This is a genomic window from Galenea microaerophila, assembly GCF_054657255.1.
This window is the reverse complement of sequence record NZ_BAAHWZ010000001.1, coordinates 548,820-566,705: the sequence shown is the minus strand read 5'-3', so window position 1 is coordinate 566,705 and position 17,886 is coordinate 548,820. Positions and strand designations below refer to the sequence as shown.

Below are 17,886 nucleotides of genomic sequence, written 5' to 3'. Positions count from 1 at the left end.
GTCTACTGGCAGGACTGGGGATTCTAGACTTTTTTTACGCTTTTTGCGCCCTTGTTGCGTTTGTCTCGTCTGTTTTAGTTCGGTTTTGCATGCGCAAGCGCAAAAAGAAGCGCAAATCGTATTTCCAAGCACTCAAGACACCTTACCGCCTGATTACCGGGGACCGGTTTTCCATCTGCGCCAAGACTATCCAACCCAGTTTCCTGATATCCCCAGACCTTGGGAGGCGATTAATTTTAAAAAAGAGCCCGTTGAATATTTAAATTTCATTAAGCAGTACCTCTTAGCAGGCATGGCTGAAGCCAATTATTATCCTGCACAAAATAAGGTGCATGATTGGTATCACATGCCTTGGCTCACCACAGGCCGGCGTGCGCGGGAAGCAATTCATGGATTACAAAGGGAGCGCGATGTCAAACCTTTTGAGCTAGATCCACACCAAACGCAAACGCAACAGAAATGGGAAGTGGCTTATTACAATCCGATCGGGGCTTATCAGATTGGGAAGATTTGGAAAAACCCTAAATTAAAAGGCGCACCTGATTTAACACAAACCGAATTTCCAGAAGGCACCTTAGTGTTTAAGTGGGTATTTGTTACCGGTGATGATACGCAGTTGCCGATTTTAAAAGGTGCACCGCTGTTTTATGCCAATATTAATCGTGAAATCAGCCGTAAAAGCCCTAAAGCCATTCGACCGGTGCGGTTAGTACAGATGGACTTTGCTATTCGAGATAAACGCGCGGATGAGACCACCAGTTGGGTCATGGGCACCTATGTTTATGATAAGGATGCACCGGGCAAGACAGGCTGGGAGCGTATGGTGCCACTGGGTGTACAATGGGGCAATGATCCGGGGATTACCCCAAAAATGGTGCAACAAGGGATAAAACTCAAAGAGACCATTGTCTTACCTAACGCACCTAAATATGCACTTGAGCGTCTAGGCTGGGGAGGACGGTTAAATGGGCCAATGGATTTAAGAGGCAGCGCCTGTTTAGCGTGTCACAGTATGGCGCAATGGCCGCATCCTTTAAATAAACGGCCAAAAGGCAATGATCAGCAGAAACTCAAATATTTTCGTAACCTTAAACCCACTGAACCTTTTGACAAAGGTCAAATTTCTCTAGATTACTCATTACAGTTGGAAAACGCCTTAAGAGCTTATCGAGCGCAGCGGTTCAAACAGAAATAATGAAATGATGTGCGCTGCGTGATCAATCTTGCGAGTAAAATCCGATCCTCTGATTAAATGGCAAATAATCTATAAAACCGATAAAGCTTGAAGAGAATCATCGAGAGTAGTGGGTGGATTTTGGTATCTTTTATTCAATTTAACATAATATATATTATGCGAACATTTGGAGCAAAGTTAGAAGGGAGAATGAGTCCACTGCATCAAAAATTCAGCGATGGAAATTGATTGGGATTAAATCCATATTCAGAAAGTTGAAAGTTTGAAAAGTTTAGAATGGTGATTTTTGTGTGCGAACAGTGCGCAGATAGAAACCTCATAAACCCTTTAAGCCTTTGACACTTGCGCTCAATTCTTCTGAATAAAGAGACCTTGCGCACGAGATGGTTTTTAGCTCGCATCCCACTTATGCACAGGTCTCTTAAAGGGTGTTATTTATGAATTAGTGTTTAAAAATCACTAATAATGGAATAAGGGATATAATCGCTAATAAAATGGGCACCCAAGCTTTCTCTTCATGGTTTTTAAGACCAATGATCCCACCGACGACTGCAGCGACACCGCCCATCCAGGCTATGGGTGGGAAAACAAAAGAAAATACAATCGCAATTACGCCCCCTACCATACCCAATGTTGTCGCATTGCCGGGTTTGTAATCTTGGGTGTTGCGCATATCATCTGGAATTGCTTTTGCGGATTCTAAGCGTCCAACAATCGCATTGATATCACTTTCATTCAATTCTGTCTTTAACAACTCTTCATCCGTTAAGCCAATGGTTAACTTCTTTTGTCGGTAGAGCTCCTTAACGAGATCATCCCAAGTGGCATTATCATCCAACTGCGCCAAGATGGCGGGCAATTCATCCTTTATCGACATTTAAGCTTCCTCCTCAGTCATTTATTTTTTATACCAGAAACTGTTTATGAAAACATTAAAATTCAATTTTGGCATAGTTTATGAATTTGTGGTTACCTTCCTCGAGGTTTTGCTTTATTATATCTAAAAGAGATCACCTTTGCGCGAATGAGACGCGAGCGCGTTTGTAGATAGGAGAAAGTAGTTTATGGCAATCATGCCAGGCTTACATATCAATATTGGTCAAAACCTCAAATTAACGCCGCAGTTACAGCAATCGATAAAAATATTGCAATACTCTGCTCTTGAGGTACAGCAGACCATAGAGACCACACTGCAAACCAACTACATGTTAGAAGTGGTGGATGAGTTAGAAGAGGATTTTACCACTGAACTTGAGCAAACCCTGGATGAAGAAAAGCCGGAGACTTCATCTGATGACGTTTCCACTGAAGAGACAAACAACTCAACTGAAACACCTGTTGATTTAGAAACATCCGATCAAATTCAACAAGAGCTGGAAATCGATTGTGATTGGCAAGAGGTGTATAGCGACTATGAAATGCCGAGAGCACAAACCGTCAGCAATGAGGAATATACCGCAGCTGAAAACTATACGGCCTCCCATGAAACCCTTCACGATAAACTCTATTGGCAATCTGACATTTACCCATGGCAAGATGAACATCAACAAGCCATTGCGGAATTTATTATTGACCGCATTGATGAAGACGGATTTTTAACCGTTTCGCTTGAATCCTTAACCGATGAAATTCAGCAACAACTGCCTGAAATTGAGCTGGAACTTGAATCAGTTGAAGCGGTTTTAAAAGTGATTCAGCAGTTTGAACCCACTGGGGTTGGCGCGCGCTCATTACAGGAAACGCTTTTAATTCAACTGGCCTCACAAGGACAAACGCCCTACGTGGTCACTGCCCAGCAGTTGATTCAAGAAAATTTTGACTGGCTAACGGATCATGACTATAAGCGCATTAAAAAAGCTTACCATTTAACCGACGAAGAACTCACCACCCTTCTAAAACTGATTCAAAGCCTCAATCCTCGACCAGGTGGGGAGTTTTGTAATACTGAGCAGTCGGTCATTGTTCCAGACTTAATCCTTTCTCGGCAGCATAACACCTGGAAAGTTGAACTCAACCCAAATGTTTTTCCCAAACTGCGCATCAATCCCATTTACCTTGACTTAACGCGCGCCTTAAAAGATGACAAGCAATCGATGCAAATTAAAGAGCAGCTTCTGGAAGCGAAAGGCTTAATTAAAAGTATTCAAAATCGTGGTGAGACTTTGATGCGTGTTGGCCAATATATTGTGCAATCGCAAGCACGATTTTTCGAGGAAGGCGAACAGGCCATGCAACCAATGGTGTTACGGGATGTCGCTGAGGCTTTAGAGCTTCATGAGTCCACCATCTCTCGAGCCACTAATCAAAAATATATTCAAACGCCTCGAGGCACCTATGAACTTAAATTCTTCTTTTCTACAGGTGTCAGTCAGTATGGGGCTGAAGATCAGTCTTCGATTGCGATCAAATCCCATATAAAAGAACTGATTGAAAATGAAAACCCAGCCAAGCCTCTGAGTGACAGTAAGTTAACCAAAATGCTTGCAGCACGGGAGATTATCATTGCAAGACGAACTGTGGCAAAATACCGTGAAGCGATGGGTATCCCCTCTTCCAGTGAACGGAAAAAAGCGTATGCCTTAAAGCACTTAAGTTTAAAATAATGAAAATAATAAAATAAGGAGCCCTCATATGATTCCTAGCACGCGATATTCAACAGAACAGATTCAACAACAAGCTCAACAGAAGTGGGAGCAACAAGCCGAAGTGAAAGAATATATGTCAGCGGTGAATCCCCCTATGCCTAAAATAGAGGTGATGGACTACCCTGCTAAACTGCATCAAATTCAACAAACCAAAATCATCCCATTTGATTGTTCTGAATCTTTACAAACGGATTATCCTGCCACCACGCCAAACTTACTTGCGCATTTTATTCATATCAATGCCCAAGACACGCTTAAAACTCAGGAGTCTGCCACCTCTCAGTTGTTTTATGTGATTCGTGGGAAGGGAAAAACCCAGATGAAACATGGCGCCATTAAGTGGAAAACAGGCGATCTTTTCACGCTGCCTGCCGTGCCGGATGCGATTCATACTGCTGAAGAAGATACCGCTTTTTATTGGGTGACGGACAGTCCTTTGCTGGAATATTTAGGTGTTACGCCAACTAAAGAACGATTTGAGCCCGTGCTCTATACCAAAGAAAAATTGGACGATGAATTAGAAAAAGTCCGTTTGGCAACCGAAGCTGAAAACCGTAATCGTACGGGTGTTTTATTATCTAACCCCAATTTCCCTCAAACCATGACCATTACCCACACGCTTTGGTCTCTTTATAATGTCTTGCCCGCTGGTGTCGTGCAAAAACCCCATCGTCACAATTCAGTCGCTTTAGATTATTGCGTCTCTGCCGGGCCTGATACCTATACATTGATCGGTAAAGAACTCAATGAAGATGGTTCTATTAAAGATCCTGTTAAAGCAGTTTGGGAACCAGGGGCTGTTTTTGTCACCCCTCCTGGTTGGTGGCACTCTCATCATAATGATTCAAAAGAAGATGCGGTGGTCTTACCTATTCAAGATGCAGGGTTGGTGATGAATATGCAGGTGCTTGACTTCGATTTTGTTAAATAAGAAAGAAACTGTCAATGAATCTACAAAAATACACCATCGCTGTGGTTGAAGACGATCCTATCCAGCTCGATACGCTGTGCACTGCTCTGCAGGCGCAAGGGTTCCAGTTGCAGTGTTATACCTCTCGAGAAGAGGCGGAAGCGGGGTTTAGTGAAGCCCTGCCCGATTTAGTGGTGTCAGATATTATTTTAGGACAAGAGATGGATGGGGGATTTGACCTGGCTCGAAGTTTAATGAGCTATGAACGCCCCATTCCCATTATCTTTCTTTCTGAAAGGCAATCAGAGTTTGATATTCATATGGGGCACGCTTTAGGTGCGATTGATTACTTACCCAAGCCGATCTCGATTTCTGTTTTAAGTGCTAAAATCAAAAACTTACTACGATTTACTCAGCAAGCGCATCCTAAGATCAGCGGAAAAATTCCGCATCTTACTTTTGCCGACGATCAACTTAAGGCCTATTGGCATGATCAGCCTTTAGAACTGACCGCCACAGAATATGAAATGTTGAAACACTTTGCAGAAGCAGGTCCGGAAACAGTGGTGACCTACCAAAAGTTGCAAGAATCCACACAAGGCGTGGTTGAACGCAACACCCTTAATACCCATATTTGTCGTATTCGTAATGCTTTTAAAAAAATATCGCCAGACTTTAACCATATCCACAACTCTTATGGAAAAGGCTATTTTTGGCAGGATAAAACAAGTTAAATGTTGTGACGCGATCCAGATTTAAATTTTCTATCCGAGCACGCTTTTTTCTCCTGCTCTTTTTATTGGCTTTGCTCCCTTTTATCGCTTATCGTTTTGCCATTGATCTCCACCGACTCTTATTAGCAAACCAAGCTACGATTCAACAGCAAACGGTTGAAAACTTAGCCCTGATCTTAGAAAACCGCACCGATCTTTGGGCGTTACAAATTCAAAAAGGGGTGCCCAATCATTTACCTCATCTTAACCTGCAAAATTCAGTAATCTGGATCGTAAATGATCAAGGACAAACCAGCTATGTAGTGGGAAATCTACCCAAAGGCAAGGTGGATTTACCCTTTTCACAGGACCCTTTTGCCTTTTTTGGCTATCTGTTTATTCAATCCTTTGCCAAAATCATTCCCTATAGCATTCCTTATCCCTATCCACAAAGTAAAACCCCAGAAAATACCTTAATCTCTCAGGCACTCCATGGGAAAACCTATCAGCAATATCGACTCGATGGAAGACACAGGCCAATCACCTTGATGTCTGCGACTCCGCTTGTGCTTAATGACCGAATTATAGGCGCTTTAGTTCTTGAACAGCGGCTGGATACCCTATTTGGTCCCACCCTTTTGCGCTTCTACCATCTTATCGGCCTTTTCACCTTAGTTTTTGTCCTTATCCTCTTTGGACTCATACTGTATACGGTTTCACTCTCTAAGCGAATTATTCGCTTAGATGCAGATGTGAGTCGTATATTTCAATATGGTATCAATAAGTTACAGTCATTTCCTGACACCCAAAAAGAAGTGGATTATGATGAAATCTCTCAATTAAGGCATCATATTTATCAGATGCTCAGTCAACTGGAAAACTACGAGCATTACTTAAAACAGTTGCCGAAAATGCTTAGACATGAGCTTCATAATCCGCTTAATCGACTTAGCATGGCGCTGTCACTTCTTGAAAAGCGCTACGACCCCCAGCAGCTACTCTATGCGCAGAGAGCACTCGATCAGTTAAAAAAAATCATTAATAGTCTTTCTGAAGCCTCTAGCATTGAAGAGAGTTTAGTGCAACAGGCACCTGAGCCCTATCCACTGGATGAAATGCTACAAGCTTATTTTGAAAATTTGAATGAAACGCCCTTAGGTCCCCATCTTTCCGTCAATTGTCAGCTTCCACATCCGACTCGGGTTTTAGGCGATGGTTTTATGATGGAACAACTTCTTGACAAATTAATCAGTAATGCGATGGATTTCAAAGCCGCTGACAGTCGTATTGAAATCCATTGTAGAATAGAAAACGGTCAAGTGGTGATTACGGTGGTGAATCAGGGCCCCCTAATTCCTCAAGGTAAAGAGAAACAGATTTTTGATGGCATGACCTCTATTCGAACCGTGAATCAAGATGAAGAGACGCATTTGGGACTGGGGTTGTATATTGCCAGATTAATTGCTGAATATCATGGTGGCAAAATTGAAGCCTATAATGAAAAGGAAGGTCAACAAAACATAGGGCGTGTGGTTTTTAAAATCACACTCCCTATAGCGGAATAGATTCAGCTTAAGGTAACCGAGACGTTAATGCTTTGATTTGACGCATCCATGGAGAGATGCCTGTTTGCTGTTTAATTTTTCGAGCTTGATTTTGCGCTTCGTTGCGTGTTGCATAACTGCCGATAATTAAGACATAACGCACACTTTTTCCATTTTTTTGAGGAATAATTTTGGCTGACTCTAACTTTTTGCGTTGTTTAAAACGCTCTAAACTGCTTTTATCAGCCAAGCTTGCCAGCTGGAGTGTATAGTTTAATAAAGGCTGTTGTGTTAACCATTTCACTTCTTTTGTAAAGTAAGCAGAGGGGGTTTCAGGGGCTTTTACCGTTGTGGCCGGTTTGACCAGTGTCACCACCGGTTCAGTTGGCTTTATTGTTTGTGCTGATTGAGGCGATTGAGGGGCTTTTACCTCAGGCGTCTTCGGCGATTTGACTTGTTTCGGCAGTTGATACGTATTAGTGATATCAGATTGAGTCGGTCTTTCTGAAGCTGGCTGTGTATTTTCAGGGTTGGCTTTTCCTTTAATTAAGTACTGTAAAATAAGATCAAATTTTCGATCCAATTTCTGTTCTAAATATTTTGTATAGAGGGAAAATTTCTGGTCTAATAAGTCTGCGGTAATCACAGTGTCGCCTGAAATATTTAATTGTGGAATATCAGCCGATTGCGCGACTGGTTGCGCTTCCATGTCATCTATTTTCTGTTCAAGTTGCATCACTTTTTGCTCTAAGCTTTCGACTTTTTGTTTTAAATCTTGAATAGATTCATTGGAAGTCGGCTGCGCCTTTAACGCTTTTAACTCATTGGCAATTTCAACCACACTTTCCTTTTGAGATTGGGTGGTTTTATCTAATTGATCAATCGACTCTTTTAAAGTGATATACACCAATCCCATCACTCCGATAACCGTTAACAGGAGGGTGAGCATAATCACAACGCCGAAAAAGGTCGATTTTTGACCGTTCGATGAAGTGTCAGCAGTAGTTTGAGCAGCTTGCCCAGATTGTCCCACTTGACCTTTCTGAGTTTGAGCACGACTGTTTTTCATGGTCGAAGATTCCTTATCTTTTAATAGAGGCGTCGCATCATCGGGAATGACCTCTTGAGCGGCCATTAAAAAATCATTTAAAGTAAGATTGTCCGAATTTTCTGAATCGGAGGTAGGCAGTGGCTCTTGACCCGTTTTCTGTTTGGCCAAACGCGCTTCTTCTTCAATTTTTTTCAGTAATTCGGCGCGTTCTTTTTCTAACTCGGAAATAGTTTGTGCCATAGGTTACTTTCAATGGGAGATAATTTACAATAACTCGATTTTATACGATTTCCATAGAAACTTCAGTAAAATAAAAAGGACTTCTATGCATTACGATATATGGCAAGGTATCTTAATTGGTTTAGGTTTATTGGTCGCATCGGTCACCGTCGTTGGGCTGATCTTATGGGGGTTGTATAAAGCTTTCTCTGATAATGAATCGCCTGATGAGGATGGGCATCAATCATCTGATCAATAATCTATGTCTCAAACAGTTAATTGTTACGATTAATCGAAGCTTTAAACTGACCAAATTGCTGCCAGACTCGCCAAAATAGGAGTAAGGCAGCCAAACTCAACCCGAGCACTATGCCTAACCAAAAACCAGAAACCCCCATTGAGCGTCCGTTCACCTCGGAGAATGCCAGTAAATAGCCTCCCCCTAAACCGACCAACCAATAGGCAATGAAGGTCACGACCATGGTATATTTAGTTTTCCCCATCCCTCTTAGAATGCCGGCACTTGTGGATTGAATCGCATCGGGTACTTGATAGAGGGCCGCATAAATTAACAAAAGGGAAGCTAACTGTACCACCTCTTTATCAGTCGTATAAAAAGAGACAATGAGATCTCGAAACAGAAAGGTGATCAAAGCTAAACTTAATCCCATCAGCAGAGCCCCTCCTAAGCCAGTGAGCATAATCACCTTTAATTGATCACTGTTTTTTTGACCATAGGCCTTTGCCGTGCGAACAGAAAGCGCCAAGGATAAGCTTAAAGGCAACATATAAGCCATAGAGGTATAAGAGATGGCCACTTGATGACTGGCCAAAGATAAGGTACCTAATTTAGCAACAAATAGCGCAATAAAACTAAACAGCCCCACCTCAAATAAGAACGCCAGTGTGTTGGGCACACCGATACTTAAAATGTCCCTGCTACCGAGCTGCCAACTGGGGGCAATACGCAAGGCTTGCTGCACAAAATGTCCCATTTCTGCGTGGCGCCATACATAGAAAAGCGCAGCGATTAACATACTCCACATCACCAAGCTGGTGGCAATCCCACAACCGGCTGCACCATAGGCCTCCACCCAGCCGGGCAGACCATAGATAAACAAAGCATTAAGTGGAATATTGAGCATTAAGGCAAAAAAACTGAAATACATGGTGGGCAACGTATGCCCTAATCCTTCCCAAAAAAACCTTAAAGCTTGATACAGTGCGATCCCTGGCAAGCCCCAGGCCACATAGGATAAATACGATTCTGTCAGTTGATACACCTTGGGCGTGAGCTGCAGAAAGTCTAAAATCCACTCCACTTTAATCAGTAACAGCGCACTTAAAAACCCTAAAGGAAGCGCAAGCCACAGACCTTGTGCTAAAGCAGGTGCAATTTTTTGCGTCTGTTGACTGCCAACAAGTTGACCAATAATCGGTGTTAAGGCTAATAAAATTCCCGTTGCAATCATAAACACCGGTAAAAATAAGCTCGATCCCAGACCGATTGCCGCTAAATCATCTCGCCCCACCCAACCTGACATTAAGGTATCCAAAAACCCCAGTCCTGTCAGGGCCAACTGAGCAAAAAAAATCGGATAAGCCAGCTTAATTAAGATGGAAAACTCTTTTTGAAAAGCGCTTAACGTCATGGCTTAAAAACGGCGCTGCTCTGTTGAATTTTCGTCTGCTTTTTGTTTCCAGTATTCTTTTCCGTAAAGGGCTTCTTCAGCACTTAAATCTTCCTCTGAAGGATCAGGCGTTTTGAAGGTGATTTGATTGCGAAAGAGCAAAATCACCATTAAGCGCGCCAACCAATAAAAAAAGGCGTAAAGAATCACCGCCATAAAGAGAGTCAAGGGTAAAGCGAGTAACAGATCCACCATGAGGGCTCCTCCATTGACAATCTTATGCCCCAAGCCTTGATCAATCAAACTAAAATATAACCACGCTAAAGCTGCTCCCCAGCCGACTAGCCAAGTTAACCATTGACCCCAGCGAGGGAGCATAGCATTTTTAAATAGACAAAACACTTAAGACTCCGTTTTGAAATAACCACTCTGATAAACAAACCACTGTAATGCAATCCAAGTACTGGCTACATTAATTTCTGCCTGTTTGACTTTCTTTGCCACTTGCGAAAAAGACCACTTAATCAAGCGGATATCCTCACCCTCCTCTGCTAGCCCGGCAAATTCGGGCACTGTTAAGCTATCGACGGATGCGGCATAGAGATGTAAAATCTCGTCGCTGCCACCCGGGCTGGGATAAAATTGACACACATACTCGAGTTGGGAAATTTGAACGCCGGCTTCTTCTGCTGCTTCTCGAATGCACGCCTGTTCTGCAGACTCTCCAGGATCAATCATACCGGCCACCGGCTCGATTAGCCAAGCTTGCTCCGGCTGATTGGCTTGCAGAGCGCGTTTGACTGCACCGGCTCGACACTGTTCAACCAAGATGACACACTGTTGCTTCAGGTCATACAATAAGACCACCACCGCTTCTCCACGGGTAAAAAGCTCTCGTTCTAATGTTGGGCTCCAACCACCTTGGTTAAGTGTGTGACGATAACTTAGGATCTCAATATTAAAAAAGCCGCTATAACCCAGCTGACTTTGTAATAACTGTATTTTTCTAGGGCATTTTGTTTTCATAATTTGTGCTTTTATCTTGAAATTCTTGGGACTCTTTGTGTGAGACCGGTCACCAATTCATAACTAATGGTTTGCGCCCACTTAGCCACCTCTTGTACAGGTAAATGTTTGCCCCACAATTCAACCCAATCCCCCACATGAATCTGTTTAGCTACACTGGAAGCATCCACCGTCATCATATCCATAGAAATTCGTCCTACGATTGGCAAGCGCTGATGGTGATAACTCACCGAAGCGTCAGGATGATTCGCAACTGTGCGCGGATAACCATCGCCATAACCCACGGCTAACACAGCCAATAGCATTGTTTTTGAGGCGGTAAAATCACACCCATAGCCGACACACTCTCCTGGGTGTAATGGCTTTAGTGCGATGACTTGCGTTTCAAAGGTCATGGCAGGCTTAAAATGGGAGATGTCTGTTGTATTGATCAGTCGATTATCGGCTGCACCATAGAGCATAATCCCAGGTCGTACCCAATGGAAATGACTTTCCGGTAGATTTTGAATCGCTGCTGAATTGGCCATACTTTTAGCCGCTTGTTGGGGCACCAATTGCAGAAAGCAATCCAATTGCTGACGCGCAAAGCTTAAATCTTCATCGGCCGTAGCAAAGTGGCTCATCCAAACTGTATTCAGTCCCGACCACTGCTGTAACCGCTGATTTAGGGCTGGCACTTCATCAGCTGCAAACCCCAATCGATGCATGCCGGTATCACATTTAATCCAAAGCGTGGGATACCCATAACCATTGGCGGCAGGACTGGGGTTTTTAGCATTTTTTGCAGCCACTTTAGGGTTTGGGTTTTGAGGTTTATTTAAATGGTTACGGTTGCGCCAAGCTTGATCTAACGTCTCCAGTTGTTGAAAATGATGGATAACGGTATCGATCCGATGCTGAAACACCCAGCACCATTCCGCTTCAGAATAGACCCCTTCCAGTAAAAGAATGGGATGCAAAAATCCTGCTTGACGCAGTTGCAAGGCTTCATCAAGAGACGCGACGGCAAATCCATCTGCTTGATGCAGCGCTTTGGCCACCGTCAGTAACCCATGTCCATAGCCGTTGGCTTTAATCACCGCCATCACCCGACTTTTGGGCGCTAAACGGCGAACTTGCTGCAAGTTGTGGCGCAGTGCTGAAATATCAATGGTCGCACGAGTGGGACGAAAATGATGTGACATTAATAGGCCTCTGATTCTTCAAAGCCTGCAAAATTTTCAAAACGCGTGTATTCACCAAAAAAGGTTAGTCGGATAGTTGCCAAAGGCCCATTTCGATGTTTACCTATAATGATTTCGGCCGTTCCTGCCGCTTCACTGTCAGGGTTATAGACTTCATCACGATAAATAAAGACAATCAAATCCGCATCCTGCTCAATAGCACCGGATTCACGCAGGTCAGACATTTTAGGGCGTTTATCGGGGCGCTGTTCCAAGCTTCGGTTCAGCTGAGAAAGTGCAATCACTGGAATATTGAGCTCCTTGGCCAGTGCCTTGAGGCCACGAGAGATTTCAGAGATTTCATTCACACGATTATCGGAATTTGCTGAAGAGCCTCGCATTAACTGCAGGTAATCGATCACAATTAACCCTAACCCTGTGACCTGTGATTCTGGATCCTCCACGCCTGCTTCAACAGCGGCTTTTCGTTGTTTTTCTCGGATATCCATATCAATTCGACGCGCTCGCGCACGCAACTCAGTAATCATCAAGGCTGGGGTATCATCAATATAGATTTCAGCATTGGATAAGAGTCCAACCGCTCGATTGAGTTTAGGCCAATCATCCGTGGTCAATTTCCCGGTTCGCATGCGTTGCGCATCAATACGTCCTAAAGAGCTCAACATCCGCATCGCCAGCTGCTCGCCCGGCATCTCCATACTAAATACCGCCACTGGAACCTCGCTTCGGGTGGCCACATTTTCGGCAATATTCATCGAAAAAGTGGTTTTCCCCATGGATGGACGCCCGGCCACAATAATCAAGTCTCCTGCTTGTAAGCCCGAAGTCACCTCATCAAATTTGGTTAAATGCGTCTCTACCCCGGTAATATTACCATCTGAATTAAACAGTTCATCAATTTTATTGAGCGCACTTTCCAGTAATGTCTCCATCGTTTTATAGTTGCGCTGCTTTCCAGAGCCGTGCTCTGCAATTGCCATAATTTTGGATTCTGCAATATCCAAAATATCTCGCACACTTTTTCCTTGCGGGAAGTAGCAAGTTTCAGAGATTTCATTGGCATCTTTAATTAAGCTGCGCAAAATCGATTTATCTCGCACAATCTGGGCGTAATAGGTTAAATTAGCTGCCCCAGATGAATTCTCTACCAATTCAGCGAGATACTGTTTATCCCCTACTTCAGCCAATTTTCCATTATTTTCTAAGGCTTCAACCACACTGACCAAATCAAACGGTCGTTTTTGTTGATGGAGTTGTATGATCGTGGCGAAAATGGCTTGGTGCGCTTGCGTATAAAAATCATACTCATTGAGAATGGCCATGACATCATCCATCTTGTCATTAGCCAACATCAGTCCAGCTAAAACCGCTTGTTCTGCTTCAATAGAGTGGGGAGGGGTTTTCAATAAACCTGTTGAAGATTGAGAATTTGATTGCATAAAATGGGGCGTTCTCGATTAACTTAGCAAGCTTGATATTATACTCAAATCTTTAAGTGACCACTGCTTGAAGCACAAAAAAAGGAGCCGAAGCTCCTTTTAACATCAATCAATTAAAGGAAAAAATCCCTTTAACTTACTCCGCGTCTTCAGGGACGACATCAATTGTAATGTCTGCAACGATATCGGAGTGCAACTGAACCGCCACTTCATAAGTCCCAATATGACGGAAAACACCTTCAGGCAAACGGATATCACGACGCTCGACCTCAAAACCAGCCACTTTTAGAGCATCTGCAATATCTTGCGTGCCGACAGAACCGAACAGTTTACCTTCATCACCCGCTTGAGCAGGAATCGTCACCACAGTGCCATTCATTTTCTCATAAACCGCTTCAGCTGCCGCTTTCGCTTCAGCCGCTTGTTTTTCCAGCTCAGCACGACGCGCTTCAAAATCGGCTAAATTCTCTTTTGTTGCGGGTTTTGCCTTACCTTGTGGGATTAAAAAGTTGCGAGCAAATCCCGCTTTAACAGAAACTACATCACCTAAGTCACCTAAATTAGGTATTTTTTCAAGCAGAATAACATTCATAGCTTAAACCTCTTTAAAAATTTGTTACCCATTACTGGGTGTCTCACCATCAAGCTTGCGGAAATCAAACCAGAAGTCCAACAAGGCAATGGTTGCCAATATCAAAATCGTTTGCGGAAATAGAAATAGCAGCACATAGAGGCCAATTAACCACGCTTTATGTTTAGCGCTAAATACCTTATGCGCAATTGCCAGCCCTTGGAACATGAGCCCAGCCATCAACACGCCAGTAAGATCCATTAACAAGGTGGATTGACTGAAAATCAATCCAGCAACAGATAGAATAATTGCTGCATAAACCACACTTGCCGGCAATTTCAAACGATAAAAATCTTTTTGAAATTGACCTGGATAATACAAACGGCTCTGCCACCAGCGACCCCAAAGCACAATGCCAAACCAGAGGATGACCATAAACATGCCCATTAAAAAGGTCAGCATATGGGCAAATTCTTGTAAAGCCTCAGCTGGCAGATCAAGATTCGCCTGAGTCATCACCGGTTCAAGGATCTGTGTGATCACTTGTAACCACCATTGCTCTGGGTTACCCACTGCTAGATAAAAGGCTAGGATGCTGCCCACCACGACCAACATAATGGCTGTTAAAGTGGTTTCTAACGATTGGGTTTGTCTTAATAGGGCGGCAAAAGCCCAAACTGGGGCAGCATATTCCATCACTGCCGCCAATGCAGGCAGATAGCTGCCCGTGATCACCAGCGTGCCTAAAATATTCACCAAAGCAGATACTGCCAAAAGTTTTAACCCTTCCTGCGTGCCGACCCTTAAAGTGACGAGCACTATCACGGCCCCCCATAAAAGGCCAACAGGCGAAAATAAAAGGGTCAAAAAAGCCAACAAACTTGCTAATAGGTAAGCCTGTTTAGGCCCCTTCATCACCGTATTAGCAATGGCTAACATGCTATTTCCGTCTCTAATTATTTATGCTGATCAGTGTAAGGTAGCAAAGCCAAAAAGCGAGCACGCTTAATCGCTGTTGCTAACTGACGCTGGTATTTCGCACTGGTCCCTGTAATACGACTCGGGACAATTTTGCCTGTTTCAGTGATGTAACTTCTCAAAGTATCTAGATCTTTATAGTCGATCTCAGTTACACCCTCTGCAGTGAAACGACAGTATTTTTTTCTACCAAAACCTTTTGCCATGATCGCTCTCCTTAATCTTTTTGGTTCGCCATTACTGAAGGCTCAGTAATCGCTTTGTCACGCTTAATGACGAGGTTACGCAAAACTGCATCGTTGTAATAAAACAAGCTATCCAGCTCTTTTAAAGTCTCAGCATCACATTCGATATTCATCAAGATATAGTGAGCTTTGTGGACTTTGTCAATTAGATAGGCTAATTGACGACGACCCCAGTCTTCCAAACGATGGATTTTTCCACCATTTCCTTCGATAAGCGTACGATAACGCTCTAACATGGCAGGTACCTGTTCACTTTGATCAGGGTGCACTAAAAATACGACTTCATAATGACGCATTCTCTTTCTCCTTATGGATTAAAAACAGTCTCCTGTCCAGTCTTCAAAAAGTGACCGTCAGTGAGACAAGGAATTTTCAAGCACAAAAGCACTTAAAAACGTAGCATTATAAAAGATGTTTATTGAAAACACAATAAAAGAGACCTTTGCACGAGAGGATTCAACGACAAAAAAGGGGCTGTTAAGCCCCTTAAACGTAACCTTATCAGCAGGTTATTTTATTTTTGCATAAATTGATCCAAGATAGAGGGATCTTCTAGGGTTGAAGTATCTTGAGTAATCGGCTCATCTTTGGCAATGGCGCGTAACAGACGACGCATAATCTTACCGGAACGGGTTTTAGGTAAGTTGGTTCCAAAACGAATGTCATCCGGTTTCGCAATCGGGCCAATCTCTTTTGCCACCCAGTTGCGTAGTTCTTGAATGAGGGCTTGGCGCGCTTCCCCTTCTGGAATCTCTGTATTCAGCACCACAAAGGCGACAATCGCTTCCCCTTTGATTTCATGAGGACGACTCACAACTGCAGCTTCTGCCACTTTTGGATGCGAAACCAATGCAGATTCAATTTCCATTGTCCCGAGTCGATGCCCTGAGACATTGATTACATCATCAATTCGACCCATAATCCAGAAATAGCCATCCTCGTCTCGGCGCGCTGAATCCCCCACCACATAAGTGTGGTCACCAAACTCACCAAAATAGGTTTTTTGATAGCGCTCATCATTTCCCCAGACCGTTCGAATCATCGAAGGCCAAGGCTTACGAATCACAAGCAGCCCACCCTCCCCATAAGGGATTTCGTTCCCATGCTCATCAAACACGGCTGCATCAATGCCAGGAAGCGGTAAGGTACAAGAACCTGGTTTTAAAGGGGTGACGCCAGGGAGAGGGGCGATCATATGGGCACCGGTTTCGGTCTGCCACCAAGTATCAACGATTGGGCATTTTTCTTTACCAATTACGGTGTAATACCACATCCATGCTTCAGGGTTGATCGGCTCACCCACAGTCCCTAATAGACGAAGTTTTGAGAGATCATATTGGTTTGGAATCTCATCTCCAGATTTCATCAGTGCCCGAATGGCTGTAGGGGCAGTATAGAAAACCGTGACACCATGATCTTGACAGACCTGCCAAAAGCGTCCCGCATCCGGATAGGTCGGCACCCCTTCAAACATGACTATCGTCATCCCCATGGCCAATGGCCCATAAGCAACATAGGTGTGCCCTGTAATCCAACCTACATCTGCTGTACACCAGAAAACATCATTATCTTTTAAGTCAAACACCCATTCATTGGTGACATAGGCATTTAATAGATAGCCACCTGTACTGTGTTGGACACCTTTCGGCTTACCTGTCGAGCCAGATGTGTAAAGCAAAAATAGAGGATGTTCCGCTTCAACCATAACAGGGTCACAATAATTACTCATCCCCGCTTCAGCTTCATGCCAGTAGATGTCTCGCCCTTCTTTCATCTCAATCTCATCGCCGGTGCGCTGATAGACGATCACTTTTTTTACACAATAAGCGCCGTTTTCTAGGGCTTCATCTACTGCCGCCTTAAGAGGAACCGTCTTGCCGCCGCGATGCCCGCCATCTGCTGTAACCACCACTTTGGCGCCAGCATCTTCAATGCGATCTTTTAAAGCTTCGGCAGAAAAGCCACCGAATACGACAGAGTGAATCGCGCCAATGCGTGCACAGGCTTGCATCGCAAACACGGCTTGGGGAATCATTGGCATATAGATCACCACACGATCCCCTTTTTCAACGCCTTGCGCTTTAAGTACATTGGCAAAACGTGCCACTTCATCGTGTAATTCTTTATAGGTATATTGCGTCACTTCACCATCGTCAGCCTCAAAAATAATCGCGACCTTATCTTCCTTTTCTTCTAGATGGCGATCAATACAGTTATAAGAAGCATTCAGCTCCCCATCGGCGAACCAGGAAAAATGCGGAGCTCGGCTTTCATCTAAACCTTGAGTAAAGGGTTTGGACCAATCCAACTTCTCTTTAGCTAAATCCACCCAAAAGCCTTCATAATCTTCTTCGACTTTTTTAAGCATCTGCTGATAAATTTCAGGCGTGACATTTGCCTGCTGAGTAAAAGCTTCAGAAGGTGGGAAAACACGATTTTCGTTTAAAACGGACTCGATATTTTGTGACATAACATACTCCTTGAAAGACTTGAATCTGGATAAATATCGATTCAAGTTAATGGAAAAATGATAGT

At 43.6% G+C, this 17,886-nt stretch carries 18 protein-coding genes; 6 read left to right on the top strand and 12 right to left on the bottom strand.

Annotated features, from left to right (window positions below; translation table 11 throughout):
- Nucleotides 1–85: 85 nt before the first annotated feature.
- The gene (locus ACYQ05_RS02715) at nucleotides 86–1,195 is read left to right on the top strand and encodes a hypothetical protein (protein ID WP_459818103.1); all 1,110 of its coding nucleotides are present in this window, start codon (nucleotides 86–88) and stop codon (nucleotides 1,193–1,195) included.
- Between the two features lie 442 nt (nucleotides 1,196–1,637).
- On the opposite strand, the gene ACYQ05_RS02710 is transcribed toward ACYQ05_RS02715, so the two are convergent.
- Complete coding sequence (locus tag ACYQ05_RS02710) at nucleotides 1,638–2,072, bottom strand: hypothetical protein (RefSeq protein WP_459818101.1); 435 nt, start codon at nucleotides 2,070–2,072, stop codon at nucleotides 1,638–1,640.
- Between the two features lie 187 nt (nucleotides 2,073–2,259).
- Between ACYQ05_RS02710 and ACYQ05_RS02705 the strand changes: the two genes are divergently transcribed.
- Genes ACYQ05_RS02705 through ACYQ05_RS02690 form a run of 4 tightly spaced genes read left to right on the top strand, consistent with a single transcriptional unit; the run spans nucleotide 2,260 to nucleotide 7,028 of the window.
- Entirely contained in the window at nucleotides 2,260–3,798 is a 1,539-nt protein-coding gene (locus ACYQ05_RS02705; protein ID WP_459818099.1) for an RNA polymerase factor sigma-54, read from the top strand.
- A gap of 28 nt (nucleotides 3,799–3,826) precedes the next feature.
- Nucleotides 3,827–4,771: a cupin domain-containing protein gene (locus ACYQ05_RS02700; protein WP_459818097.1), complete on the top strand. Its 945-nt coding sequence runs from the start codon at nucleotides 3,827–3,829 to the stop codon at nucleotides 4,769–4,771.
- 14 nt (nucleotides 4,772–4,785) lie between these two features.
- The gene (locus ACYQ05_RS02695; protein ID WP_459818095.1) at nucleotides 4,786–5,484 is read left to right on the top strand and encodes a response regulator transcription factor; all 699 of its coding nucleotides are present in this window, start codon (nucleotides 4,786–4,788) and stop codon (nucleotides 5,482–5,484) included.
- Nucleotides 5,485–5,489: 5 nt separating this feature from the next.
- Complete coding sequence (locus tag ACYQ05_RS02690) at nucleotides 5,490–7,028, top strand: ATP-binding protein (RefSeq protein ID WP_459818093.1); 1,539 nt, start codon at nucleotides 5,490–5,492, stop codon at nucleotides 7,026–7,028.
- Nucleotides 7,029–7,035: 7 nt separating this feature from the next.
- Here the strand turns inward: ACYQ05_RS02690 and ACYQ05_RS02685 are convergent, their stop codons facing one another.
- Entirely contained in the window at nucleotides 7,036–8,298 is a 1,263-nt protein-coding gene (locus ACYQ05_RS02685) for an SPOR domain-containing protein (protein ID WP_459818091.1), read from the bottom strand.
- Nucleotides 8,299–8,383: 85 nt separating this feature from the next.
- Here ACYQ05_RS02685 and ACYQ05_RS02680 point away from each other — a divergent pair, with 85 nt between their 5' ends.
- Nucleotides 8,384–8,536, top strand: coding sequence for a hypothetical protein (locus ACYQ05_RS02680; protein ID WP_459818089.1), 153 nt, complete (start codon nucleotides 8,384–8,386; stop codon nucleotides 8,534–8,536).
- Nucleotides 8,537–8,552: 16 nt separating this feature from the next.
- Here the strand turns inward: ACYQ05_RS02680 and ACYQ05_RS02675 are convergent, their stop codons facing one another.
- The 10 genes from ACYQ05_RS02675 to acs form a co-directional block, all read right to left on the bottom strand.
- A complete protein-coding gene (locus ACYQ05_RS02675) occupies nucleotides 8,553–9,929 on the bottom strand; it encodes an MATE family efflux transporter (protein WP_459818088.1) in 1,377 nt (458 codons plus the stop codon).
- Between the two features lie 3 nt (nucleotides 9,930–9,932).
- Nucleotides 9,933–10,310: a hypothetical protein gene (locus tag ACYQ05_RS02670; RefSeq protein ID WP_459818086.1), complete on the bottom strand. Its 378-nt coding sequence runs from the start codon at nucleotides 10,308–10,310 to the stop codon at nucleotides 9,933–9,935.
- On the bottom strand, nucleotides 10,311–10,934 hold the full coding sequence (locus ACYQ05_RS02665; RefSeq protein ID WP_459818084.1) for an NUDIX domain-containing protein: 624 nt from the start codon (nucleotides 10,932–10,934) through the stop codon (nucleotides 10,311–10,313).
- Nucleotides 10,935–10,945: 11 nt separating this feature from the next.
- Entirely contained in the window at nucleotides 10,946–12,118 is a 1,173-nt protein-coding gene (gene alr / locus ACYQ05_RS02660; protein WP_459818082.1) for an alanine racemase, read from the bottom strand.
- The gene (dnaB, locus tag ACYQ05_RS02655; RefSeq protein WP_459818080.1) at nucleotides 12,118–13,557 is read right to left on the bottom strand and encodes a replicative DNA helicase; all 1,440 of its coding nucleotides are present in this window, start codon (nucleotides 13,555–13,557) and stop codon (nucleotides 12,118–12,120) included. Before dnaB ends, alr begins: the two co-directional genes overlap by 1 nt.
- 136 nt (nucleotides 13,558–13,693) lie before the next feature.
- Nucleotides 13,694–14,149, bottom strand: coding sequence for a 50S ribosomal protein L9 (gene rplI, locus ACYQ05_RS02650; protein ID WP_459818079.1), 456 nt, complete (start codon nucleotides 14,147–14,149; stop codon nucleotides 13,694–13,696).
- 24 nt (nucleotides 14,150–14,173) lie between these two features.
- Complete coding sequence (locus tag ACYQ05_RS02645) at nucleotides 14,174–15,067, bottom strand: DUF2232 domain-containing protein (RefSeq protein ID WP_459818078.1); 894 nt, start codon at nucleotides 15,065–15,067, stop codon at nucleotides 14,174–14,176.
- A 17-nt stretch (nucleotides 15,068–15,084) separates the two neighbouring features.
- Complete coding sequence (gene rpsR / locus ACYQ05_RS02640; RefSeq protein ID WP_459818076.1) at nucleotides 15,085–15,312, bottom strand: 30S ribosomal protein S18; 228 nt, start codon at nucleotides 15,310–15,312, stop codon at nucleotides 15,085–15,087.
- A gap of 11 nt (nucleotides 15,313–15,323) precedes the next feature.
- A complete protein-coding gene (gene rpsF, locus ACYQ05_RS02635; RefSeq protein ID WP_459818074.1) occupies nucleotides 15,324–15,647 on the bottom strand; it encodes a 30S ribosomal protein S6 in 324 nt (107 codons plus the stop codon).
- 218 nt (nucleotides 15,648–15,865) lie between these two features.
- The gene (gene acs / locus ACYQ05_RS02630) at nucleotides 15,866–17,821 is read right to left on the bottom strand and encodes an acetate--CoA ligase (RefSeq protein WP_459818072.1); all 1,956 of its coding nucleotides are present in this window, start codon (nucleotides 17,819–17,821) and stop codon (nucleotides 15,866–15,868) included.
- Nucleotides 17,822–17,886 lie beyond the last annotated feature (65 nt).